At 61.1% G+C, this 22884-nt stretch carries 26 protein-coding genes; 10 read left to right on the top strand and 16 right to left on the bottom strand.

Going from position 1 to position 22884, the window contains the following annotated elements; all coding sequences use genetic code 11:
- Positions 1–13: 13 nt before the first annotated feature.
- Genes C1X29_RS23895 through C1X29_RS23885 form a run of 3 tightly spaced genes read right to left on the bottom strand, consistent with a single transcriptional unit; the run spans position 14 to position 3861 of the window.
- The gene (locus tag C1X29_RS23895) at positions 14–1315 is read right to left on the bottom strand and encodes a cytochrome c (protein WP_102688244.1); all 1302 of its coding nucleotides are present in this window, start codon (positions 1313–1315) and stop codon (positions 14–16) included.
- 12 nt (positions 1316–1327) lie between these two features.
- Positions 1328–3112, bottom strand: a complete 1785-nt coding sequence (locus C1X29_RS23890) for a GMC family oxidoreductase (protein WP_007953975.1) — start codon at positions 3110–3112, stop codon at positions 1328–1330.
- Positions 3113–3114: 2 nt separating this feature from the next.
- Complete coding sequence (locus C1X29_RS23885; RefSeq protein ID WP_102718509.1) at positions 3115–3861, bottom strand: gluconate 2-dehydrogenase subunit 3 family protein; 747 nt, start codon at positions 3859–3861, stop codon at positions 3115–3117.
- Between the two features lie 295 nt (positions 3862–4156).
- On the opposite strand from C1X29_RS23885, the gene C1X29_RS23880 reads away from it, so the two are divergent.
- Positions 4157–4801 carry a dual specificity protein phosphatase family protein gene (locus C1X29_RS23880; protein WP_102718508.1) on the top strand — a complete coding sequence of 215 codons (645 nt, stop codon included), beginning with the start codon at positions 4157–4159 and terminating at the stop codon, positions 4799–4801.
- Here C1X29_RS23880 and C1X29_RS23875 read toward each other — a convergent pair.
- The 3 genes from C1X29_RS23875 to prlC form a co-directional block, all read right to left on the bottom strand.
- On the bottom strand, positions 4788–6830 hold the full coding sequence (locus C1X29_RS23875) for a M3 family metallopeptidase (protein ID WP_102718507.1): 2043 nt from the start codon (positions 6828–6830) through the stop codon (positions 4788–4790). The genes C1X29_RS23880 and C1X29_RS23875 overlap by 14 nt on opposite strands.
- Positions 6831–6942: 112 nt before the next feature.
- Positions 6943–7233, bottom strand: a complete 291-nt coding sequence (locus C1X29_RS23870; RefSeq protein ID WP_007953955.1) for a YheV family putative zinc ribbon protein — start codon at positions 7231–7233, stop codon at positions 6943–6945.
- On the bottom strand, positions 7230–9308 hold the full coding sequence (gene prlC / locus C1X29_RS23865) for an oligopeptidase A (RefSeq protein ID WP_173940213.1): 2079 nt from the start codon (positions 9306–9308) through the stop codon (positions 7230–7232). Before prlC ends, C1X29_RS23870 begins: the two co-directional genes overlap by 4 nt.
- 62 nt (positions 9309–9370) lie before the next feature.
- On the opposite strand from prlC, the gene C1X29_RS23860 reads away from it, so the two are divergent.
- Positions 9371–9916 (top strand): gamma carbonic anhydrase family protein, encoded by a 546-nt coding sequence (locus tag C1X29_RS23860; RefSeq protein WP_102718506.1) that lies wholly within the window; start codon positions 9371–9373, stop codon positions 9914–9916.
- 28 nt (positions 9917–9944) lie between these two features.
- On the top strand, positions 9945–10598 hold the full coding sequence (locus tag C1X29_RS23855) for an HAD family hydrolase (RefSeq protein WP_102718505.1): 654 nt from the start codon (positions 9945–9947) through the stop codon (positions 10596–10598).
- Positions 10599–10710: 112 nt separating this feature from the next.
- On the opposite strand, the gene C1X29_RS23850 is transcribed toward C1X29_RS23855, so the two are convergent.
- On the bottom strand, positions 10711–11787 hold the full coding sequence (locus C1X29_RS23850; protein WP_102718504.1) for an aminopeptidase: 1077 nt from the start codon (positions 11785–11787) through the stop codon (positions 10711–10713).
- A gap of 58 nt (positions 11788–11845) precedes the next feature.
- Between C1X29_RS23850 and C1X29_RS23845 the strand changes: the two genes are divergently transcribed.
- Complete coding sequence (locus tag C1X29_RS23845; protein WP_102718503.1) at positions 11846–12268, top strand: hypothetical protein; 423 nt, start codon at positions 11846–11848, stop codon at positions 12266–12268.
- Positions 12269–12308: 40 nt separating this feature from the next.
- A complete protein-coding gene (locus C1X29_RS23840) occupies positions 12309–12728 on the top strand; it encodes a hypothetical protein (protein ID WP_102688251.1) in 420 nt (139 codons plus the stop codon).
- A 6-nt stretch (positions 12729–12734) separates the two neighbouring features.
- Here C1X29_RS23840 and C1X29_RS23835 read toward each other — a convergent pair whose 3' ends face one another.
- On the bottom strand, positions 12735–12974 hold the full coding sequence (locus tag C1X29_RS23835; protein ID WP_007953935.1) for a DUF1161 domain-containing protein: 240 nt from the start codon (positions 12972–12974) through the stop codon (positions 12735–12737).
- 103 nt (positions 12975–13077) lie between these two features.
- Complete coding sequence (locus C1X29_RS23830; protein WP_085748064.1) at positions 13078–13509, bottom strand: OsmC family protein; 432 nt, start codon at positions 13507–13509, stop codon at positions 13078–13080.
- A gap of 243 nt (positions 13510–13752) precedes the next feature.
- Between C1X29_RS23830 and C1X29_RS23825 the strand changes: the two genes are divergently transcribed.
- Complete coding sequence (locus C1X29_RS23825; RefSeq protein WP_039764807.1) at positions 13753–14754, top strand: LLM class flavin-dependent oxidoreductase; 1002 nt, start codon at positions 13753–13755, stop codon at positions 14752–14754.
- Positions 14755–14816: 62 nt separating this feature from the next.
- Here the strand turns inward: C1X29_RS23825 and C1X29_RS23820 are convergent, their stop codons facing one another.
- Both C1X29_RS23820 and C1X29_RS23815 read right to left on the bottom strand, forming a co-directional pair.
- On the bottom strand, positions 14817–15041 hold the full coding sequence (locus tag C1X29_RS23820; protein ID WP_102718502.1) for a DUF1161 domain-containing protein: 225 nt from the start codon (positions 15039–15041) through the stop codon (positions 14817–14819).
- Positions 15042–15169: 128 nt separating this feature from the next.
- A complete protein-coding gene (locus C1X29_RS23815; RefSeq protein WP_075947107.1) occupies positions 15170–15385 on the bottom strand; it encodes a dodecin in 216 nt (71 codons plus the stop codon).
- 156 nt (positions 15386–15541) lie between these two features.
- On the opposite strand from C1X29_RS23815, the gene C1X29_RS23810 reads away from it, so the two are divergent.
- Positions 15542–15868 (top strand): YqjD family protein, encoded by a 327-nt coding sequence (locus tag C1X29_RS23810; RefSeq protein WP_011331820.1) that lies wholly within the window; start codon positions 15542–15544, stop codon positions 15866–15868.
- Here the strand turns inward: C1X29_RS23810 and C1X29_RS23805 are convergent.
- Complete coding sequence (locus C1X29_RS23805) at positions 15841–16758, bottom strand: LysR family transcriptional regulator (protein ID WP_085748066.1); 918 nt, start codon at positions 16756–16758, stop codon at positions 15841–15843. The genes C1X29_RS23810 and C1X29_RS23805 overlap by 28 nt on opposite strands.
- A 112-nt stretch (positions 16759–16870) precedes the next feature.
- Between C1X29_RS23805 and trpB the strand changes: the two genes are divergently transcribed.
- The 3 genes from trpB to C1X29_RS23790 all read left to right on the top strand — a co-directional run bounded on the left by trpB (position 16871) and on the right by C1X29_RS23790 (position 19496).
- Positions 16871–18118, top strand: a complete 1248-nt coding sequence (gene trpB / locus C1X29_RS23800; protein WP_102688253.1) for a tryptophan synthase subunit beta — start codon at positions 16871–16873, stop codon at positions 18116–18118.
- Positions 18118–18930 (top strand): tryptophan synthase subunit alpha, encoded by an 813-nt coding sequence (trpA, locus tag C1X29_RS23795; RefSeq protein WP_007953915.1) that lies wholly within the window; start codon positions 18118–18120, stop codon positions 18928–18930. Before trpB ends, trpA begins: the two co-directional genes overlap by 1 nt.
- 122 nt (positions 18931–19052) lie before the next feature.
- Positions 19053–19496: an anti-virulence regulator CigR family protein gene (locus tag C1X29_RS23790; RefSeq protein ID WP_085748068.1), complete on the top strand. Its 444-nt coding sequence runs from the start codon at positions 19053–19055 to the stop codon at positions 19494–19496.
- Positions 19497–19565: 69 nt separating this feature from the next.
- Here the strand turns inward: C1X29_RS23790 and C1X29_RS23785 are convergent, their stop codons facing one another.
- The 4 genes from C1X29_RS23785 to C1X29_RS23770 all read right to left on the bottom strand — a co-directional run bounded on the left by C1X29_RS23785 (position 19566) and on the right by C1X29_RS23770 (position 22605).
- Positions 19566–21527, bottom strand: coding sequence for a DUF4105 domain-containing protein (locus tag C1X29_RS23785; protein ID WP_085748069.1), 1962 nt, complete (start codon positions 21525–21527; stop codon positions 19566–19568).
- Complete coding sequence (locus tag C1X29_RS23780; RefSeq protein WP_039764795.1) at positions 21524–21844, bottom strand: DUF2388 domain-containing protein; 321 nt, start codon at positions 21842–21844, stop codon at positions 21524–21526. Before C1X29_RS23780 ends, C1X29_RS23785 begins: the two co-directional genes overlap by 4 nt.
- A gap of 27 nt (positions 21845–21871) precedes the next feature.
- Positions 21872–22180, bottom strand: a complete 309-nt coding sequence (locus tag C1X29_RS23775; protein ID WP_085748070.1) for a DUF2388 domain-containing protein — start codon at positions 22178–22180, stop codon at positions 21872–21874.
- Between the two features lie 107 nt (positions 22181–22287).
- The gene (locus tag C1X29_RS23770; protein WP_007953908.1) at positions 22288–22605 is read right to left on the bottom strand and encodes a DUF2388 domain-containing protein; all 318 of its coding nucleotides are present in this window, start codon (positions 22603–22605) and stop codon (positions 22288–22290) included.
- Between the last annotated feature and the right edge of the window lie 279 nt (positions 22606–22884).

Below are 22884 nucleotides of genomic sequence, written 5' to 3'. Positions count from 1 at the left end.
GGGGTTACTGCGTTTAGTTGTGGTTTGTTACTTGTCCAAGATCACCGGCTGATGTTGTAGTCATATCGTCGGTACGTAACTTGGCAACATCTTTTGCGGTGACGGTGGAGCCCTTGTTACCCCAACTTCCACGAATAAAGCTCACGACATCCGCCACTTCCTGATCCGACAGACGCCAGGCGAAACCCGGCATGGTGAAGGTCGATGGCGCTGCGTGCGTCGCAGGCAAGGTGCCGCCCTTGAGCACAATGTGGATAAGCGAGGTCGGGTCGTCCGATTGCAGCACCGGATTGCCTGCCAGCGCCGGGAACACCCGGGTGTAGCCGTGGCCGTCCGTGCGGTGGCACGCCGCGCAGTTGTCGATGTACACAGACGCGCCACGCTGACTGTCATCACCGTTCCACAAGGCCTTGGCAGCTTTCTCGTCGTACTGGTGCGGCTGGTCGGCAGGATCATTGGCCGGCAGCGATTTCAGGTAGCGGGCAATCGCGGTCAGGTCGGCGTCGGTCATGTACTGCATGCTGTGGGTGACCACGTCGCTCATGCCACCGAACACCGCGCTGCGGTCGCTGCGACCGGTTTTGAGGAACTGCACCAGTTGTTCTTCGCTCCAGCTGCCGAGACCGTCCTTGTGGTCGCCGCGCAGGCTCTTGGCGATCCAGCCTTCCAGCGGCGCACTGCCTGACAGAAAACTGCTGCCTTCGGCCGCGCTCAGGGATTTTTCCTGCATGGTCAGGGCCCGTGGCGTATGGCAGGCGCCGCAATGTCCGAGGCCTTCCACCAGATACGCCCCACGGCTGACGACGGCATCGTCCGACGCGGCTTTGTAATCCTCGACCTTCGGTGCGAACAGCCAGCGCCAGCCCATCAGCGGCCAGCGCATGCTCAGTGGCCACGGGATGTCGCTGGCCTTGTTCTCTTGCGCCACCGGTTCCACGCCGTGCATGAAGTAGGCGTAAAGCGCCTGCATGTCGGTTTCGCTGACACGGGCGTAGGACGGGTACGGCATCGCCGGGTACAAGGTACTGCCGTTTTTGGCCACGCCATGGCGCACGGCCTGGTCGAAATCCTCGAAGCTGTAGTCACCGACGCCGGTTTTATCCGGGGTGATGTTGGTCGAGTAGATCGTGCCGATCGGGGTTTCCATCGGCAGGCCACCGGCGAACGGCTTGCCATCCTTGGCCGTGTGGCAGGCCACGCAGTCGCCGGCACGGGCGAGGTATTCGCCTTGCTTGATCAAGGATTGATCAACTTCGGCGCCATGAACGGCCGTGCTGCCGAGCAGCGCGAGGGTCGCGATAACGAGAGTCTTCATGGTCATCGCTCCTTAAGCCTGAACCAGCGGGCCGGGGTTTTTCAGGTATTGCTCGCGGATCGCTTTCGCCGACCAGTAGGTCAGCGCGGCAACCAGGCCGGTCGGGTTGTAGCCCAGGCCTTGCGGGAATGCCGAGGCGCCCGGGACGAATACGTTGTGCACGTCCCAGCTCTGCAGGTAGCGGTTCAGCGCGCTGGTCTTCGGATCGGTGCCCATGATCGCGCCACCGTTGAGGTGGGTGGTCTGGTACGACGCGGTGTTGAAGTGGTCGCCGACTTTCTTGCCGATCACGGCGATGGCTTTCGGGCCCATGGCCTCGGCGATCTTGCCCATTTTCTCGACCATGAAGCGGTTCATCTTGATGTCGTTTTCCTGCCAGTCGAACGTCATCCGCAGCAGCGGCATGCCGTAGGCATCGCGGTACACCGGGTCCAGATCGAGGTAGTTGCCACGGTAGGACTGATGCGCGCCGTGGGCGTCCATCGACACCTGGTGGGTGTAGTAATCGGCGGTGGCGCGTTTCCACGCACTGCCCCAGGCCGGAGTGCCCGGCGGGTTGGAGGTGCCGGCGATCGGTCGGCTGCCGGCCTGGTTGACCCACATCGGCGAGCCACCGACGAAGCCATGCGGCCCGTGATCGAAGTTGTCGGCGTTGAAGTCATCCACCGCCACACCGTTGCCGCCGGCGCCGATGAAGTTGTTGGTGTGGGTGTCCTTGTCGAAGAACGCCTTGATGGTGGCCATGTTCTGGTAGGCGAAGTTGCGCCCGACCACGCCTTCACCGCTGACCGGGTCGTAGGGTTTGCCGATGCCGGAGAGCAGCATCAGGCGCACGTTGTGCAACTGGAACGCGCCGAGGATCACCAGATCCGCCGGTTGTTCGATCTCGCGACCCTGGCCGTCGATGTAGGTGACGCCGGTGGCCTTGGTTTTCGTGCTGTCGAGGTTGACCCGCAGCACATGAGCGTTCGGCCGCAGTTCGAAATTCGGCAGCGGCTTCAGCGCCGGCAGAATGTTCACGTTCGGCGACGCTTTGGAATACATGTAGCAAACGTAACCGCTGCAGAAACCGCAGAAGTTGCACGGGCCCATCTGCGCGCCGTAAGGGTTGGTGTACGGCCCTGAAGTATTGGCGGAAGGCAGGTTGTAGGGTTTGTAACCCACCTCCGTAGCCGCTTTGCCGAACAGCTGTGCGGAAACCGTGTTTTTCTGCGCTTCCAGCGGGAACGGGTTCGAGCGATCCGGTGCGTACGGGTTGCCGCCCTTGCCCTGGCCGACCAGTTGGCCTTTCACGGTCCAGGCCTGGCCGGAGGTGCCGAAGACTTTTTCGGCGAAATCGAAGAACGGTTCCAGCTCTTCATAGCTGACGCCGAAGTCCTGGATGGTCATGTCCTTGGGGATGAAGCTTTTGCCGTAGCGCTCTTCGTAGTGGCTGCGCATGCGCAACTCGATCGGGTCGACCCGGAAGTGCACGCCCGACCAGTGCAAACCGGCGCCGCCCACGCCATTGCCTGGCAGGAACGCTCCCAACTGGCGATTCGGCAGGGCGATGTCGTTGACGCTGTGACGGATGGTGACGGTTTCCTTGGAAACGTCCTGAAAGAGTTTTTTCCGCACGCTGTAGGTGAGTTCGTCGATCACCTGCGGATAGTTGCCGTCCGGGTAGGTGTCCTGCATCGGCCCGCGTTCCAGCGCCAGCACGTTGAGCCCGGCTTCGGTCAGCTCCTTGGCCATGATCGCGCCCGTCCAGCCGAAACCGACGATCACTGCGTCGACCTTCTTCATTACCGTTGCCATGCTCACGCCCTCTCGCCGCGAATCGAAACTGCCGGGAAGGGGTACTGCTCGTTGCGTTCCACCCAATCCATGAAATCGGCGCGGGCGCCGGGGAAGCCGATCATGGTCCAGCCGACCATGCCTTTATTGCCGCCGTGGATCGGGTCGCAGAAGAACCCTTCCTTGGTGTTTTGCAGCAGCAAGCTGAAGAAAATCTTCGCCGGAACCGCGTCGAATTGCGGTTTTCCGGCTTCAAGCTGCTTGAGCAGATCGTCTCGGGTAGCGCTGTCTTGCTCGGCAAATGTTTTACCGTTGATGGATTTTGCCCACTGATCCGTGGCGGCGATGCCGAGGCGATAGATCTCTTTTGGCACCAGTTTGCTCTGCCAGCCCATCTCTGGCGCGGCGTCGGCATTGAACGGGCCCTGCATGTACCAAAGAGCACCGGCGGCGTACGGGGTGTTCATCTGACGGTCGATGTATTCCGGCACGCCGGCCTCGAGCGCACCTGGACCCTGCGCATCTTTGGGGATCAATTGCGCGACGGCGGCATTGATGAACGCCCACTCTTCGGCGGTGAAGTAGCTCGGCTGATAAGTGCTGGTTTCAACGGTGGCCGTTTTCGCCGGGGTTGTGGCAGGTGCGCTTTCAGGCGCGGCTTGCAGCACCGTGCTGCCGAGACCGCTGCCGGCCAGAGTCACGACCGGAATCAGGGTCAGGGATTTGCGCAAAAACTCACGCCGCGGGTTGTCTCGATCTTCATCAGACATGGGGATGCACCTCATCAGGCATTGATGGTTGTCAGCCGTTTCTGCGAACGGCTCAAGAATTTTCTGGCTGCGACGTGGCCGGAATGACCGGGGAAAGGGGACGCGTCTGCAACATGATGTGACAAATGGTAGCAGGCTAAGCAACCGGATGAACCGATTCAGCCAAAAAAGACCACTTTTCGACCAAGGGAACCGGTGTCTTCACGATTCTTTTACAAGCGCCTCACAGGGATTTGACTGCGAGGCTCGCAAGCTGTGGCCTTCACTGACGAAACCCACACGGTCGCCGTAAAGCATGTTCCTGACGCGTTTTTCCTCCGCATTCTGTTTGTCGCTGTTTGCGCTGTTCAGCTGGATTCCCGCTCAGGCTGCGGACACTCCGGCTTCCCGTCCCGTCGAGTGGGCGCAACCGGTAGAAGTGCAATACAACCTGTTCCAGATGTCGCCCACGCTGTATCGCAGCGCGCTCCCCGACGACGGCGCGGTACCGTTGCTGAACAACCTGAAGGTGGCCACGGTCATCAACTTCCTGCCGGAAGCGGATTCCAACTGGTTGAAAGCCCCCGGTATCCATCAGGTGCAATTGCCCTATCGCACCAATCACGTGGACGACAGTGACGTGCTCAAGACCCTGCGTGCCATCCAGTCCGCCGAAGCCGACGGCCCGGTGTTGATGCACTGCAAGCACGGCTCCGATCGCACCGGCCTGATGGCGGCGATGTACCGGATCGTCGTGCAGGGCTGGAGCAAGGAAGACGCTCTGAACGAAATGACTCAGGGCGGCTTTGGTGAGAGTGGGCACTTCCGGGACAGCGTGCGCTACGTGATGCAGGCCGATGTCGATAAATTGCGTACCGCGCTGGCCAATGGCGATTGCAGCACCAGCGCGTTTGCCACGTGCTCGATGAAGAGCTGGTTTCAGACGGTCAATCTGAAGTAACCCTTCCGGCCTCTCCGTCAACGAGGCCGGCGACCGGCCGGCCGATGAACGCTTCCACCGCGTCCAGTAACGGACGCCCCGCACCTGGTGCAAAGAACGTGGCGCGGAACTCTCGGCCGGTTTGCGCGTTGAACACCCAGTCGCGACTGAAGCGTTTGAATGCTTCCTGAGCCAGCACGCCCGACCAGACGTAGGCGTAAACCGAAGCGTCGTACTGGGTCACCATGTAATCGAATCCATTGGCAAACCGGTGATCGCCCGGCAGTTGCAGAGGACTCAGGCTGCGCTGCACGTCGGTGCAGACCTCCTCGACCGAGCGCCCATCGCCGTGGCTCAGGTGCAGCTCGAAATCAATCATCGCCCCCATCAGCAACAAGGCCTGCTGCCGGCTGGAGTGGGCCTGAGCAGCTGACAGTGCCGCGTCGACCCGTACGGCGCTCAAGCGTTCGCCGGTCTGAAAATGCGCGCCGAGCCACAGCACAAACTCCCGCGACAAACACCACTGCTCGAACAACTGCCCGGAAAACTCCGCCGCCTCATGCCCCAATTGCAGGATGCCGGACAGGCTGTGATGGGGCGAGCGCGTCAGCACGTGCTGGAGGCAATGGCCGAATTCGTGAAACAGCACCCGCAGATCGTCGATTTCGAGCCGGCACGGATGGGTGTCGGTGGCCGGTGTGAAATTGCTGTAGAGCAGGGCAATCGGCAGCGCCGGGCGGCCTTCGGCGTTGATCCCGCGATTGCGCAGCGTGGAGGTGCCGGGGAAGTCCACCGCGTTGTCGCGGTGAAACGGATCGAGGTAGATGTAGCCGATGACCTGTTCATGCTCGCTGATTTCCAGCAGGCGCACATCGTCATGCCAGTGGCCGCCACCGGACCGCTCGACGATGCGGATCCCGAACATCCGTTCGCAGAACAGAAAGAGCCTGCGCAGGGTGCCCTCGAGCGGAAAGTAATCACGCAGGTTTTCCAGCGCACCGGGAAACTGCTGTTGGCGCCATTGTTCGGCGAGGAAATCTTCATCCCACGGCTGAACTCGGTCAATCCCTCGTTGCTGCGCGAAGGCTGCCAGTTGCGCTGCATCCTGCGCGAGGGTAGGTGCCAGTTGCGACGCCTGACGCTGTAGAAAACTACTAACCCATGCCGTTGTCCCGGCGCTGTTTTTGGCCAGACTCAGTAATGCGGCGTTTTTGTGGCCGAGTAAACGGGCTTTCTGCTGGCGCAAGGCGAGCAGCGTCTTCAGCACCGGGCCGTTATCGAAGCGGCCGGCCAGTGGGCCCCGATCGGAGGCGCGGGTCATGTAGGCAACGTAGCACTCCTCCCGCAAGGCGCGGTTCTCGGCGTACTTGAGGATGTGCTGGCAGGTGTTCTGGTCCAGCCGAATCAGCCAGCCGTCATGGCCGGCCTGACGTGCGGCAAGTGCCAGCCGATTCTTCATCGCCGGCGACAGGCCCGCAAGCAACGCAATGTCGTCTACACGTTTGCTCCACGCCTCGGTCCAGCGCTCGAGGTTTTCCAGAAACACGTATTCCAGCCCGCCGATCTCGCGGTTCAACCGCGCCAGTTCCTGTTGCTGTTCAGCAGGAAGCTCGATGCCCGACTGCTTGAAACGACGCAGAATCCGCGACAGTGCGATGTTGCGCGACTCATCGAAACTGCCGGCTATCGAGCTCTGCGCCAGACGCTGGTAAGCCTCGTACAACGGGCGATTGCGGGCTTTATCGGAGCGATACTGATTGATCGCCAGATGCGCCTTGGCGCTTTCCACGAGCCAGACCGCATCGTCGGATCTGACCATCGACAACGTTTCAAGAATCGAGCGAACTTCACCGAGGCGCGCGTCGGCCTCGTCGATGCTCAGTACCAGATCATCCCAGCCGGGATGTTCGGTCTGACTGGCGATCACCTGGGCGATGATTCTTTGGTTGTCCGCAATGATGCTGGTGACCGCCGGCAGCAGGTGCTCGGTGCTAATCGCTGGCCACGGTGGCAGCGTCCAGTGTTGCAGGAGGGGATTGGTGTCGGGCATGGCAGCTTCCTTCGAGGCGTGGCGTAGAGGGCCAGCCTACGAAGCAAGTGCGGGGGAAAGGTGTTAAGCCAATACCACCTTCCACCGACGAATCGTGGAAGGTGGTTCTGGATCAGTGCTGCTCGTCGGGCTTTTTCTTCAGCTTCGGATTCGGGAAGAACTGCACCGCCTGAACCGTTTTGTCCGGTGCAGGCTTGAGCGCGCTGGTATTGACCCGCGTGCCCAGTTCTTTCGGCACCGACAGCCCTTGGGCATTCAGCGTATCGCTGTAGCCGCACGCCACACATTCGCGGTGCGGGACATCGTCCTCGCTCCACATCATCAGTTTGTCCGGCTCGCTGCACGCCGGGCAGACCGCCCCGGCGATAAAGCGTTTTTTGGTCTTCACGGGTGCCTCACTCATGCTGCCGCGTCCTCACTCAGGCCGCTGTGGCGCAAGAGTGCGTCAATCGACGGCTCACGGCCACGGAAGTCGACGAACAGCACCATCGGCTCCTGCGAGCCACCGCGGGCCAGGATCGCTTCACGGAAGGCGCGACCGGTGTCGGCATTCAGCACGCCGTCTTCTTCGAACTTCGAAAAGGCATCCGCCGACAGCACTTCTGCCCACTTGTAGCTGTAGTAACCCGCCGCGTAACCGCCGGCGAAGATGTGCGCGAAGCTGTTCGGGAAGCGGTTGTAGGCCGGAGGACGCATCACCGACACCTCGTCACGCACGCCTTCGAGCACTTGCAGCACACTGCGGCCATCACCGTGGGTGGCATGCAGTTCGAAGTCGAACAGCGAGAACTCCAGTTGGCGCACCATCATCAGGCCGGACTGGAAGTTCTTCGCCGCGAGCATTTTTTCCAGCAGATCCTGCGGCAGCGGCTCGCCGGTTTCGTAGTGGCCGGAAATCAGCGCGAGGCCTTCCGGCTCCCAGCACCAGTTCTCCATGAACTGGCTCGGCAGCTCGACTGCGTCCCACGCCACGCCGTTGATGCCGGAAACGCCGGCATGCTCGACGCGGGTCAGCAGGTGATGCAGGCCGTGGCCGAATTCGTGGAACAGGGTGGTCACTTCATCGTGGGTCAGCAGCGCAGGCTTGCCGCTGTCGGCCGGGGTGAAGTTGCACACCAGGTTGGCCACCGGGCTTTGCAGCACCCCGTCGAGGGTGCGGCGACGGTCGCGGGCGCCGTCCATCCACGCGCCGCCACGCTTGTTGGCGCGGGCGTAGAGGTCGAAGAAGAAGCGACCGACGTGCTGGCCGTTTTCCTTGATCTCGAACAGGCGCACGTCCGGGTGCCAGGTGTCGAAGCCTTTCAGTTCGGCGATTTCAATGCCGTACAGGCGCTGAACGATGGCGAACAGGCCGCCGAGCACTTTGTCGATCGGGAAGTAGGCGCGCAGGGTTTCCTGGGCGACGCTGTAGCGTTGTTCACGGAGTTTTTCACCGTAGAAACCGCTGTCCCAGCTTTGCAGATCGGCGCAGCCTTGCTCGGCGGCGTAAGCCTTGAGCTGTTGCAGATCCTGGGCGGCAAACGGTTTGCTGCGCTTGGCCAGATCGCGCAGAAAGCTCAGCACCTGATCGCTGGATTCGGCCATTTTGGTGGCCAGGCTCAGCTCGGAGAAGCTGGAGAAACCAAGCAGTTTGGCCAGCTCCTGACGCAGGTCGAGGATTTCGCCCATCACCGGGCCATTGTCGTTCTGGCCGGCGTTCGGGCCTTGATCCGACGCACGGGTGCAGTAGGCGGCGTAGACTTCTTCGCGCAGCGCACGGTCCTGGGCGTAGGTCATCACCGCGTAGTAACTCGGGAATTCCAGGGTGATCAGCCAGCCGTCGAGGCCTTTGGCCTGTGCCGCAGCGGCCATTTGCGCCTTGGCCGAATCGGTCAGGCCGGCGAGGGCGGCTTCGTCGGTCAAGTGCTTGGTCCAGGCCTGAGTGGCGTCGAGCAACTGGTTGGAGAAGCGGCTGCCCAGCTCGGACAGCTTGCTCTGCACTTCGGCATAGCGCTTCTGCTCGGCTTCCGGCAGGTCGATGCCCGACAGACGGAAATCGCGCAGGGCGTGTTCCAGAATGGTTTTTTGCGCCACGTCGAAACCGGCGGCTTCCGGGCTGTTGGCCAGGGCTTCATAAGCCTGGAACAGTTCGCGGTTCTGGCCCATTTCGGTGGAATAGGCGCTCAACGCCGGCAGGCACGACTCGTAGGCTTCACGCAGTTCGGCGCTGTTGCACACGGCATTGAGGTGGCTGACCGGACTCCAGGCTGCGCCCAGGCGATCATTGAGTTCGTCCATCGCCAGCACCAGCCCGGCCCAGGTCGGGTTCTGGCCCTGGGTCTTGAGGATTTCGGCAATGGCGGCGCGGTTGTCGGCCAGGATGGTTTCGATGGCCGGCTGCACGTGTTCGGCACGGATCGCGGAGAACGGCGGCAGGTCGTAGGACTGCAGAAGAGGGTTGTTCACGCTCACGGTTGGCACCTTGGCTGGAAGAAACATGCGCCCATCTTAATTACAATCGACACCCACCGCAGCTATCGGCGACAGAGAGAGAACTAATCGTGTCCCTTCGCAAGTACCAGAATCACACCCCACGCTTGAGCCCAGGCGCCTTTGTCGACGGCTCCGCGGTGGTGATCGGCGACGTCGAAATCGGCGAAGACAGCTCCGTGTGGCCGCTGACCGTGATCCGCGGCGACATGCACTGCATCCGCATCGGTGCGCGCACCAGCGTGCAGGATGGTTGTGTGTTGCACATCACTCACGCTGGCCCGTTCAACCCGGACGGTTTTCCGCTGCTGATTGGCGATGACGTGACCATCGCCCACAAGGTCATGCTGCATGGCTGTACGGTCGGCAGCCGCGTACTTATCGGCATGGGCAGCATCGTCATGGACGGCGCGGTGGTCGAGGACGATGTGATCATCGGCGCCGGCAGTCTCGTGCCACCGGGCAAACGCCTGGAAAGCGGTTTCCTGTACGTGGGCAGTCCGGTGAAACAGGTCCGTCCGCTGACCGACAAGGAAAACGCCTTTTTCACCTACAGCGCGGCGAACTACGTGAAGCTCAAGGACCTGCATCTGGCTGAAGGCTACGACCAGCTCTGATTTTTCTCTCTATTGCCCGGGATTTTTCATGCATTACCAGACCGTACTGTTCGACCTCGATGGCACCCTTACCGATCCGCGTGAGGGCATCACCCGTTCCATTCAGTTCGCCTTGAGCAAGCTCGGCATCGATGAGCCGGACCTGACCAAGCTGGAACACTTCATCGGCCCGCCGCTGTTGCAGGCGTTCATGCAGTTTTATGGTTTTGATGAAGCGAAAGCCTGGGAGGCGGTGAATTTCTATCGCGAGCGCTTCAAGGTCACCGGCCTGTACGAGAATCGGGTGTTCGAGGGCGTCACGCCGTTGCTGGAAACCCTGAGCGGCCAGGGCCGTCAGCTGTATATCGCGACGTCGAAGCCGTGGGTGTTCGCTCGGGAAATCGCCCGGCACTTTGATTTCGCCAGACACTTCAAGGTGATCTACGGCAGCGAACTGGACGGCACCCGTACCAACAAGGTCGAGCTGATTGCGCACCTGATGGCCGAGGAAGGGCTGGATCCGGCCAATACGCTGATGATCGGTGACCGCAAGCATGACCTGATCGGTGCTCGCAGCAACGGGCTGGATGCGGCGGCCGTGGGTTACGGTTTTGGCAGCCATGAAGAGCTGAGCGCTGAAGCACCGGCGTATCACTTCGAGACGCTGGCGGAGCTGCATCAGGCGTTTTTGCAGCGCCAGTGATATCGCCTTCGCGGGCAAGCCCGCTCCCACAGGAAACCGAGTACCACTGCTGAAACACTGTCCCTGTGGGAGCGAGCTTGCTCGCGATGGGGCCAAAAAAGCCGCTGTAGATTTATGAGCCTGCCAGCACTTTCAAAGCCGACTTACGCTCAACGACTGGCAAGCCACCCAACTTCTCGACCTCTGCGTAAAACCTGACCCAATCCCCACCAACCTGCCTGAACAACGCCGCAAACGCCGGCACCCACTGGTCATACAGCCCGAACGGCAATAGCCGTGCGTTGTTCAACGGCGCATTGACCCAGGCGTCATAGCGTTTGTCGCCGGCCCACTGGTCATCGCGCATCGCTCGGTAATCCTGTCGAAACCGTTCGAACTCTGCCGCCTTGCGCTCGCGCATCTGCGCTGTCGCCAATGGTTGTGCATAGAGTTTTTCGAGGCGTGAACGGGTGTCGAGGATCAGCTGAATGAATTGATCCCGCTGCTTCAGCTTCGAGTCGTTTTCCGGGGGCAAGCCCCGAAACGCTCGCCACTGCCGCGTACCTTCCTGCTCGACGAAGGTCGCGAAGGACTCGTTGAACTCGGTGTCATCCTTCACATAGAAACGTTGGTGGGCCAGTTCATGGAAGATCAGCGTCGCCAGACGCTCGTCGCCCCAGCCCATCATCGAATTGAGGATCGGGTCGTTGAACCAGCCGAGGGTCGAGTAGGCCTCGACGCCGCCGATCGACACGTCCATGCCTTGCAGGCGCTGAATCGCAGCTTCGCCCCGCGCCGCGCTCTGGCTGTAGTAGCCGCGATAGGCCACGCAACCGGCAATCGGGAAGCAATGGTTCTGCGGGCTCAGGGAAAACTCTGGGGTGGCGAACACATTCCACACGACAAACGGCCGACCGATGTCGGCGTAGAGGCGATAGCTTTGGTTGTCCGGCAAGTGCAAGTGTTCGCTGGCGAAGGCCCGGGCTTTTTGTGACTGGGCCAGATGAGTGCGCAGTTTGGCATCGCGAGTCGGGTCGGCGATCACCTTGGCCACCGGCTCCCGCGCCCGCAAAAGCTGCAGCTGACCGCTGGCCAGTTGGCTGTAATAGCTCAGGCTTGAGCAACCGTTGAGCAACAAAATCATCACACCCGGAAACAAAACCCGCAAAACGCGATCAAGTAACCCATGGCTTGGAAGCAGCCTGATCAAAATAAGAAATCCCCCCGGAAAGTCTGCCCAAGACTATCCCGCCCATTGGAGCTCCGCTATGCGCATGTTGATACTGACAGGAAGCGTGCTGACGCTGGCCGGTTGTGCCGGATTCGGAATGCCGTCCCCTGACCCCTCGCAAGCCTGGATCGATCTGGATGCCCGGCAACAGGACGCGGCGTTGCAGGCGCTGGAAGTCGACAACAAGGCTTCCGTCGATCATCGTTACTTCGAAGTGCAGCCCGGCAGCCATGAACTGACGGTTCGTTATCAATTCCCGGTCGAGGCGACCAACATCGGCCCGGATGCCGAGCCGCTGTGGCGCGATTGTCAGTTGAACGTGAAATTCAAGGATTTCAACGCTGGCCAGCGTTATCAGTTGCAGGCGGGTAGCATCGGTTTCCGTCCGTGGGCCAAGCTCTATGACCAACAACGCAACGTGGTGGGCCAAGGCACGCCAGCGGGCTGCCAGCGAACCTGATCGGCGTTATGCTGGATGTCCGAACTCACGGACATCCATCATGCGCACGTTGATGCTGTTGCTGGCCGCAGGCGTACTCGCCGGGTGCCAGACATCGTTGCCCCCCGTCGATCCGAACATGGCCTGGGTCGAATTCTCCACGCCAACCCCCGGCGGAAAACTGCTGATGGCCGAGCGTCTCGACAACAGGCGGCTGACTGACGGGCGTTTCTTTCAGGTAACGCCCGGCAGCCACGAGCTACGGGTGCGCTTCGACTTTGAAGTGTTCGGCGGAGGCGGCAGCCTGATGACCGGCCCCGTTGAGCGGCTGTGCTATCTGACCATCCGCTACGATCATTTCGAGGCGGGCCAGCGTTACTTGCTCGAAGGCCGTTCGCTGGCGTTTACCCCGAGTGCCCGCCTGTACAACGACAAGCGGGAAATCGTCGCCGAGGACCGCGAAGTCAACTGCATCATCTGAGGCGTATCAGCGGTCGTTCTTCTGATAGATGATGGCTTTGGTGCCGTTGTCGCAGGTGCCGACGATCATGGCGATGTCGTGTTTTTCAGCCTCTTCCTTGGAGACTATCTCCAGGGTGTAGGAGGGCACGGCGTTCGCCTGAATCTTGATTTCGATCTCTTGCTTGAGTTCTTCGCAGTCTTTGGGCGCTGCGAAGGCCGACGTTGCCAGCACGCCACAGATAACCGCCAAGGCAAAACGTTTCATGGTTGAAGCTCCATCGAAGCAGCGCGCACGAAGATGCGCGAAAGCTGCTGTCATTTATTCGACCACATTTTTGCCTGGCGGGTTCTGATTAGGCTCAAAGCAGTCAACTGACCAGCGATGCGTCGAGACTGATCTTCGCATTCAGCACCTTGGACACCGGGCAACCTTCCTTGGCCTTGTTGCTCAGCTCTTCGAACTGCGCCTGGGTCGCTCCCGGAATTTTTGCCTTGAGGATCAGTTTCACTGTGGTGATTGCAAAGCCGCCGTCCACCTGATCCAGCGTGACCTCGGCCTGGGTGTCGATGCTGTCGGCCTTGAGCCCGGCGTCACCGAGAATCATTGAGAACGCCATGGAGAAACAGCCCGCATGGGCGGCGCCGATCAGTTCTTCCGGATTGGTGCCCTTGCCGCCCTCGAAGCGCGCCTTGAAGCCGTAGGGCGCTTCACGCAGGACGCCGGTTTCGGTGGAAATCGAGCCGATGCCGGTTTTCAGGTCACCTTCCCAATGCGCGGATGCCTTCTTCACGATAGCCATGTGTGCCTCCTTCAATTCGGGCGCGAAACGTCGCGCCGTCGTGGTTTTTGCCTGCAAGGCTTCTGAGGATAGACGCCGGAACAAAGTTCAGCCCAAGTGAATCGTTGACTTTTTTAGTAGGAAATTTCGGTTTGGCTATTGAAACTCGGGTATATGCCCTCATTGCACAGAACACGCTTATGAATTGGGCAGGTTTGCGTTCGCCAAGAACACACCTGCGCCCTCAATCGGAGATGCAGGTTTATGAAGCAACTGTCCGACGTAAAGTTTTCCACCCTTGATCTGGTGCCGGTGCGCGAGAACGGCAGCCCGGCGCAGTCGCTGCGCAACTCGCTGGATCTGGCGCAGCACGTCGAGAAGTTCGGCTATACCCGGTTCTGGGTTGCCGAGCACCACAACATGGACGGCATCGCCAGTTCTGCCACCTCGGTGTTGCTGGGCTATCTGGCCGGCGGCACGTCGACCATCCGGGTCGGCTCCGGTGGCGTGATGCTGCCCAACCACGCGCCGCTGGTGATTGCCGAGCAGTTCGGCACCCTTGAAAGCCTGTATCCGGGGCGGATTGACCTCGGCCTGGGCCGTGCGCCGGGTTCCGACCAGATGACCGCCCGCGCCTTGCGCCGTGAGCGCTCCGGCAGTGCCGATGATTTCCCGGAAGACGTGGCTGAGCTGGCGCGCTTCCTCGGTCCGCGCACCCCGGATCAGCGGGTGATCGCGATGCCGGGCACCGGCACCAACGTGCCGATCTGGCTGCTCGGTTCCAGTCTGTTCAGCGCGCAACTGGCCGGCGAGCGCGGTTTGCCCTACGCCTTCGCCTCGCATTTCGCACCGCGCTTCATGCATGAGGCGATTCGCGTCTACCGCAATCACTTCAAGCCATCGGCGGTACTCGACAAACCGTACGTGATGCTCGGCGTGCCGCTGGTGGCGGCCGATACCGATGAACAGGCTGATTACCTGGCGACCTCGGTGTACCAGCGAATTCTCGCGCTGATGCGTGGGCAAAGTCTGGTGCAGCGTCCGCCGGTGAAAACCATGGATGGCCTGTGGCTGCCCCATGAACGTGAGGCGGTGGGGGATTTCCTCGGTCTGGCGATGGTCGGCAGTCCGCAGAAAATCCGCGCGAAACTCGAAGTGCTGATCGAACAGACCCAGGCTGACGAACTGATCTTCACGTGCGACCTGTACGAACACGCCGATCGCCTGCATTCCTACGAGCTGCTGGCGCAGGTCATGAAGGGCTGAGCCCGATCGCCGCGCACAAAAAAAGCCGACGCATAGCGTCGGCTTTTGTTTTTCCGGCGTGATCAGCCGCGGGTGTAGACGATCTGTTTGGCGCCGCCTTCGCAGGTGCCGACGACTTTGCCGCCACTGGCCGCACCCTTGTCGACAATCTCCAGCGAATACCCGGAAACGCCCTTGGCATCCAGCTTGGCCGCAATCTCGGCCTTCAGTTCTTCACAAGGCTTGCCGGCAGCAAACGCACCACCCGCAAGGCTCAACAAACCTACCGCCAACATGAACTTCTTCATCGGTCGCACTCCCTGGTCGGATTAAAAAAGGCAGGCATCGAGCCGTTCGCTCGATGCACTCACCTCGTAGCGCATTGCCATTCCTATGGCACTCGGCCAGCGCGCAAGTTCAGAAGCGTAGACCAAACTCAGCTGCTGGCAATCCGGAACCCGACTTTCAGGGTCACTTGAAAGTGCGCCGCTTTGCCGTCCTTGATGTGGCCTCGGGTTTCGGTCACTTCGAACCATTCCAGATGCTTGATGCTCTTGGCGGCTTCCGCCAATGCGTTGTTGATAGCGTCTTCGATGCTGCTGGTGGACGAGCCGACCAGCTCGACTTTCTTGTAGGTGTGATGGTCACTCATGGTGTTCTCCTTGAAGTGTGCAATTGAGCCTAGCAGCGATTTGCCGTGTTGATTTCGGCGACTTGGGCGAAGGGAAGTTCAGATTTTCTGCACTTTCCAGAACCCGTGAAGTCCCAAACAACACACGCCACTCATCACCAATGCAGGAGAGCCACCATGGCCAACACCTCGTTACGCAAAGCCTCGTTGCAAAGCATGGAAGCGGAGATCGAGAGTCTGCTCAAGTCGTTGGAAAGCCTGAAGGACGACGCTTCTGACGAGTCGCGCAAGACCCTCAAGGCGCTGAAAAGCAATGCCGAAAGTGCGCTGAAACATTCGCGCAGCCTGCTCAGCGATGCCTACGAAGAAGTCAAAGTCAAAACCCGCGAGACCGGGATCGCCACCCGCGATTACGCGCAGGAACATCCGTGGACGACCGCCGGTGTGGCGGTCGGTGCGCTGGGTCTGCTGGCCGCTTACTTGCTGTTCAAGCGCGGCGAGTGATCTGCCTGGCGCAGCTCGTTCCTGAGCCACTGCGCCAATTGCCGGGCGCGCCCGTCTGCGGCGCGCTTGGGTAGCCACAACGCCAGCTGCGCCGGGGTTTCACTGAAGCCCCATGGCGCGACCAGGCGACCGGCCTTCAAGTCTTCGGTCACCAGCGGTTCCGGCGCGATCGCCACGCCCAGCCCGGCGACGGCCGCTTCCAGCAAGTAATACAAATGCTCGAAACCCTGCCCCAGCTTCAACGCCTTGGCGTCGAGGCCGCTTTGCTGCGCCCAGCTCGGCCAGGCTTGCGGGCGTGAAGTCGTGTGCAGCAAGGGTTCGTCGAGCAGGGCAATGGGCGGTGCCGATTGCAGGCGCTGGTAGCCGCTGAACAGCGGACTCATGACCGGGCCGATGCGCTCGCTGGCCAGCTCGTACACCTGCATGTCCGCCGGCCATGGCGGTTCGGCGAACAGCAGCAATGCATCCAGTCCCGGGCGACGCGGGTCGAGATCGCCTTCACCGGCGGACAGGTGCAGACGCAAGTCCGGCAGATCAGCATTCAGCCTTCCCAGTCGGGGAATGAACCAGCGCGCCAGCAAGCTACCGGAGCAACCGAGTACGAACGGCGCATCGGCGGTGCTTTGGGTCAGTTCGGCGCAAACGCTGCGCAAGCGGTCGAACGCCTCGCCGCTGGCATCGCGCAGACGGATGCCGGCATCTGTGAGTTTCAGGCCACGACCGTCCTTGACGAAAAGACTGACGCCGAGATGCTCTTCCAGCACCTTGAGCTGGCGGCTGACCGCACCGTGAGTCACGTGCAGTTGCTCCGCAGCCTGGCTGACACTGTTCAGGCGGGCGGTGGCTTCGAAGGCGCGCAGGGCGTTCAGCGGGGGGAGGTCATGGCTCATGATATCTGTGAGTTTTCCTGACAGGTTGTGGCGATCTTATCGGTTTTCAGTCTGGAAGGTCAGGGGTAGAGTGAACGCCATTGTCTTCTCGTGAAATCCGCTGGAGCGAACCATGACCCAGACTTCGAACACCTCCGATCTGCGTGACGGCCCTGACGCCAACGGCCTGTTTGGCTCGTTCGGCGGCCGTTACGTCGCCGAAACCCTGATGCCGTTGATCCTCGACCTGGCTCGTGAATACGAAGCGGCCAAGGAAGATCCGGCGTTCAAAGAAGAATTGGCCTACTTCCAGCGCGACTACGTCGGACGTCCGAGCCCGCTGTATTTCGCCGAGCGCCTGACCGAGTTCTGCGGTGGCGCCAAGATCTACCTCAAGCGCGAAGAGCTGAACCACACCGGCGCGCACAAGATCAACAACTGCATCGGCCAGATCCTGCTGGCGCGGCGCATGGGCAAGAAACGCATCATCGCCGAGACCGGCGCCGGCATGCACGGCGTGGCTACCGCCACCGTGGCTGCGCGTTTCGGTCTGGACTGCGTGATCTACATGGGCACCACCGACATCGAGCGTCAGCAGGCGAACGTATTCCGCATGAAACTGCTGGGCGCCGAGGTGATCCCGGTGGTCGCCGGCACCGGCACCCTGAAAGACGCGATGAACGAAGCGCTGCGTGACTGGGTGACCAACGTCGACAGCACCTTTTACCTGATCGGCACCGTGGCCGGCCCGCACCCTTATCCAGCCATGGTTCGCGACTTCCAGGCGGTGATCGGCAAGGAAACCCGCGATCAGTTGCAAGCTCAGGAAGGTCGTCTGCCGGACAGCCTGGTGGCGTGCATCGGTGGCGGTTCCAACGCCATGGGCCTGTTCCACCCGTTCCTCGATGACAAGAGCGTCGAGATCATCGGCGTCGAAGCCGCCGGTTACGGCATCGAGACCGGCAAACACGCGGCCAGCCTCAACGGCGGCGTACCGGGTGTGCTGCACGGCAACCGTACCTTCCTGCTGCAGGACGACGATGGCCAGATCATCGACGCCCACTCGATTTCCGCCGGCCTCGACTATCCGGGCATCGGCCCTGAACACGCGTGGTTGCATGACATCGGCCGCGTCCAGTACACCTCGGTGACTGACGACGAAGCCCTTGATGCGTTCCACAAATGCTGCCGCCTCGAGGGGATCATCCCTGCATTGGAAAGCGCTCATGCGTTGGCCGAAGTATTCAAACGCGCACCGAAACTGCCGAAGGATCACCTGATGGTGGTCAACCTGTCCGGCCGCGGCGACAAAGACATGCAGACCGTCATGCACCACATGGAACACTCTCAACAAGAGCAATCGAAGCAGGAGAAACACTGATGAGCCGCCTGCAAACCCGTTTTGCCGAACTCAAGGAACAGAATCGCGCCGCCCTGGTGACCTTCGTCACTGCTGGCGACCCGGACTACGACACCTCGCTGGCAATCCTCAAAGGCCTGCCGAAAGCCGGTGCCGACGTGATCGAACTGGGCATGCCGTTCACCGACCCGATGGCCGACGGCCCGGCGATTCAGCTGGCGAACATCCGTGCTTTGGGCGCCAAGCAGAACCTGATCAAAACCCTGCAAATGGTTCGCGAGTTCCGCAAGGACAACAGCGACACGCCGCTGGTGCTGATGGGTTACTTCAACCCGATCCACAAGTTCGGCGTCGAGCGCTTCATCGCCGAAGCCAAAGAGGCCGGCGTTGATGGCCTGATCGTGGTCGACATGCCACCGGAGCACAACTCGGAGCTGTGCGACCCGGCCCAGGCAGCGGGCATCGACTTCATCCGCCTGACCACCCCGACCACCGATGATGCGCGTCTGCCGAAAGTGTTGAACGGCAGCTCCGGCTTCGTTTACTACGTGTCGGTTGCCGGTGTGACCGGTGCCGGTGCGGCGACTCTGGAACACGTCGAGGAAGCGGTGGCGCGTCTGCGTCGTCATACCGATCTGCCGATCAGCATCGGTTTCGGTATCCGCACGCCGGAGCAGGCCGCGTCCATCGCGCGTCTGGCCGATGGTGTGGTGGTGGGCTCGGCGCTGATCGATCACATCGCCAACGCGACCACGCCGGACCAGGCCATCGACGGCGTGCTGAGCCTGTGTTCGGCGCTGTCCGAAGGCGTGCGTAAGGCTCGCGTCAGCTGAAGGTAAAGTTCCTGATACAGAGGAATTAGGGCCTCGCGGCACAGACTAATTGAGCAAGACCGAGGGATTCAGAACCACGTTCTGAATCCCTTTTTGCTGTCAGTGCAGTGAGGAAAGACCCGATGAAAATGCCGAAACGTCTGATTGCCAGTCTGGGCGTGCTGATGATCAGCGCGACGCCGCTGCTGGCCAGCGCCGATCCGCGCGACGATCACGACCACGGCGGCCCGCAGCAGGGCCACTACGACAATCGCGGTGGTGATCACCATGATTGGCAAAACAACCATCGCGGCGGCCCGCCGCCTCGGGATTTCGGCCCGGTGCGTCAGGTGATCCGTGACAATCATGGCTATTTCGTTCGCGGTGCGCCGCCGCCTCCAGGCATTCATCTGGTCCGTGGCCGACCGCTGCCCCATGGCTATTACGGCGAGCGGCTGGATAACCGGGCGTTGAGTCGTCTGCCGTATTACCCGGGTTATGAATGGCGTCGTGCTGGCGGTGACATCGTGCTGATTGCGGTGGGCAGCGGGGTCGTTTACGAAGTACTGGATGGCGTTCTGTACTGATCGTCAGGCAATAAAAAAGACCGCAGCCTTTACCGGCTGCGGTCTTTTGTTTTCAGGGCCTTTGTTTTTTCAGGGCAGTTCCAGTCCGCCCGAGGCTTTGTGCAGTTTGCGCAGATGCTCGCCGATCTGTTTCACGTTGGCCTCGCTGGCCGCAATTTCGGCTGCTCGTTTGGGCTCGAGCAATGCGCGTACTTCCTTATCGAGATCGCCGGTCAGGGCCAGCAATTGTTTCTGGCGCTGGCTGCTTTCTGCTTCCAGTCGGCTGAATTCGCTTGGTTGCGGCAGGCCATAACCTCGGGAGTCGAGCAATTCTGCCGGCCGGCTGAGGAAGCCGCTGTTGGCGAGGATCTGCTGCAACGTCGCGTTGGCCTTGTCCATGCCACCGTTTTCCAGCTCACGGGCGCCGAGGTAGCGTTGCTTGACCTCATCCTGAGCGAGCAACAGTTGGCGGCGGAAACTGGCTTGCTCCAGCAATAACAGCGCGGCGCTGGTGCGCAGGTCAGCCCGTTCGAACCATGGGCGACGCTCTTCGGCAGACAGCGAAAGCCATTCTTCAACGGTTGTCTGCTTGATCGGCAATTGCTTCTTCAACACATCGAACATCGCCTGATAACGATCACGGAACGAGTCGAAGCGATAACCCAGGCGCAACGCCTCTTTCGGATCATCGAGCACGCTGGTGTCGGCCAGGCCTCGCCCCTTCAGCACCTCCAGCAAGCCGTTGGGCATGATGCTGTCGAGACCGGTGAGCTTGGCGTTGTTGCTGCCGCTGCGCAACAGTTTCAGGCCTTCCACCGCACAGTTGTTGGAGAGGAAGAAGTAATTGCCGTCGTAGCTCCAGTGCATTTCGGCGGCGTGTTCGACCACGCCCTCGATTTCGCTGCGCGAGAGATTCAGCGGCACCGACGCCAGGCTGCGCAGTTCGGTCTTGGTGTACTCGTCGATCACCTGCGCCAGCGGCAACACAAATAGGCGCGACGGGTATTTGCCGACCAGTCCGTCCCAGCTCGACAGCTGTACGTCACCGACGAAGGCGCGGTATGAGAGCACCAGATGCTGGTCCAGATCCAGTCGGCAGTCCGGCCCGCGTGGTCGGCCCGGTGCACAGATCACCAGACGCAACATGCTGTGGCCCCAACGGCTGACCCAGTTCTGGTTGGCTTCGGCCAACAGGTAATCCACCGCGTACACGCGCTCCGGATCAACCTGGCCCAGGGGCTGTTTGGCAAAGTCGTTGCCGGCATTGAGGAAAGCGAAGGTTTTGGCGCACTCATCTTTCGCGGGCGGTGCCCAGCCGAAGTGTTCCTGGTAATAGCGATACAGCGCCGGGCGGCGGCAGGCATAGCTCGGGTCGAGGAGGAAATACTCCATGTTGACCGCGACAAACTCTTTCGGGCTGGAGATTTCGTAGAGGTCGGGGCTGCGGGCGATCTGCCGGTTGTGCTGTTCCCGCTCACCCCGTCGCCCGACGTATTGCTGCCAGCCGGCGAGGTCGAGCAGGCGTGGATCATCGCTGAGGGTGAAGCGCCGACCGTTCTGGCCGCGGCACTCATCGGGAATGCCGATCAGCCCGGCGCTGTTGTTGCGTCGGGTACAGCGCTGGATCAGCGTGCGTTCGGCCGCCGGCCACAAGCGCGCGCGATCGTAAATGTGGGTGATTTCGTGCAGCACCGTGGCCAGCAGTTCCCGGCGAACGGTGCCGTGGGGGCGATTGGTTTTTTGCGTGGCCGCGCTGCCGTCGGTGAGGCTGGCGAGCAGTTTGCGGTTCAGGTCCAGCTCGGAGACGAGTGTCGCCTGGCCGTAGGCGTTGCCGGGCATGTCATCGGTCCAGCCGACATCGATGCGCCGGTCCAGGCGTTCGATGAAGCTCGGTGGCAATGCTTGCATGGCTTCATCGAGCAGCGCCTGGCTGGACTGTTGTTGGGCGGGGCTCAGGCCGTCGGTCTTGAGCCGCAATTGCAGGCCGGCGTGGGCGCTGTTGCCAAGCAGCAACAACGCCCCGGCCAGCAGCCAGGCGCCGAGTGACTTCACAGTGCGAGGATGGCTTCGGCGAGTACCTGATCGCTGGCATCGCGGGCTTCCGGCACGCGGGTGCGCAAGGTCTTGAAGGCCGCTTCCAGGTTTGCACCACGGATATCACCGTCGCTGGCCACGAAACTGGCGGCGTCGTCGTGGGCTTCGCGGATGATTTTTGAATCGCGAATCGACGTAGTGGTGTCGGAGGTGAAATCGATGGTGCGCTGGGAGGCGCGGACGATGATGTTACTGGTGGCTACCAGGGTGTGTGCCTGGGCCATATCGGCCAACAACAGCAGGCCAAGGGCGGCAGCAATCAGCGGGCTACGCATGGAACGACTCCGAAAAGACAGGGATAACTATTGGACGAGAATTGCCTGTGCCAGTTCAAGGTCGCTGACATGAAGTTTTGGCCGGCTCTTGCGCAGGTAATGCAGGGCGGATTCGAGCTGTGCACCGCGCATCTGGCCGTCACTGGCAACGAACGCTGCAGCATCGTCGTGCGCGGCGATGATCAGTTTACGGTCGAATGGCGCGGAAGACACCATGCCGGTGGCCCAGACGCTGACCACGGTGTTCTGTGTGGACACATCGAAGGCGTCTGCCAGAGGAACCCAGCAGGCGGTGATTAGTACAGAAGGGATAAGCAGATTTGTAAGAAAACGCATGGGACTCGGCAGCTGTTGGCGAGTCCCAAGGCTAACGCAATGCCCGGACTAGAGCCAGTGCCGAAACATCGGGACACGACCGGCGTGCCCCGCGATGTTTCTGTCGCTTAGATCGTCAGGATGGCTTGGGCCAACTGTGCGTCGGTCGCGTTCAGTTGCGGAGCCTGATGACGGATGTGATCGAGTGCGCTCTCCAGTTTCACGCCACGGATCTCGCCTTCGCTGGCCACGAAGCTGGCAGCGTCGTCACGGGCGGCGAGCACGATCTTGTCGTCACGGAAGGACGAGGTGACGTCGGAGGTGGCATCGGAAGAGGACTTGAGTGCGCCAACCACGGCGTCGGTGGTCACGATGAAGCTGGTGGCGCTGGCGTTGGCAGCGACGGCCAGCAGTGCGGCGGCGCTGAGCAGACGAAGACGGGACATGGGAGAACTCCTGTGGATAAACCGTATTGAGAGGTGGCTCGGTGTCTGAAGGTCAGACGCCAGTCGCACAGCATTCGCCACGTTCTGCATGGATATTAGGCCTCCGTGGAGAATCCGCACAGTGGTCAGGATGCTGGCCTGAACACATTTTGCTTAACTGTACTTGTCATTAATCTATTTTTATAAAACTGTACCTATGCGGTGTTTCGGGTTGGATATTCAGGTTTTTCTCCCCTGAAACGACAAGACCCGTCGCGGTTTCCCGCGACGGGTCATGTG

The sequence above is a fragment of the Pseudomonas sp. GW456-12-10-14-LB2 genome (assembly GCF_002884345.1).
Lineage (GTDB): Bacteria > Pseudomonadota > Gammaproteobacteria > Pseudomonadales > Pseudomonadaceae > Aquipseudomonas > Aquipseudomonas paraglycinae.
This window is presented reverse-complemented; position numbering and strand designations above follow the sequence as displayed.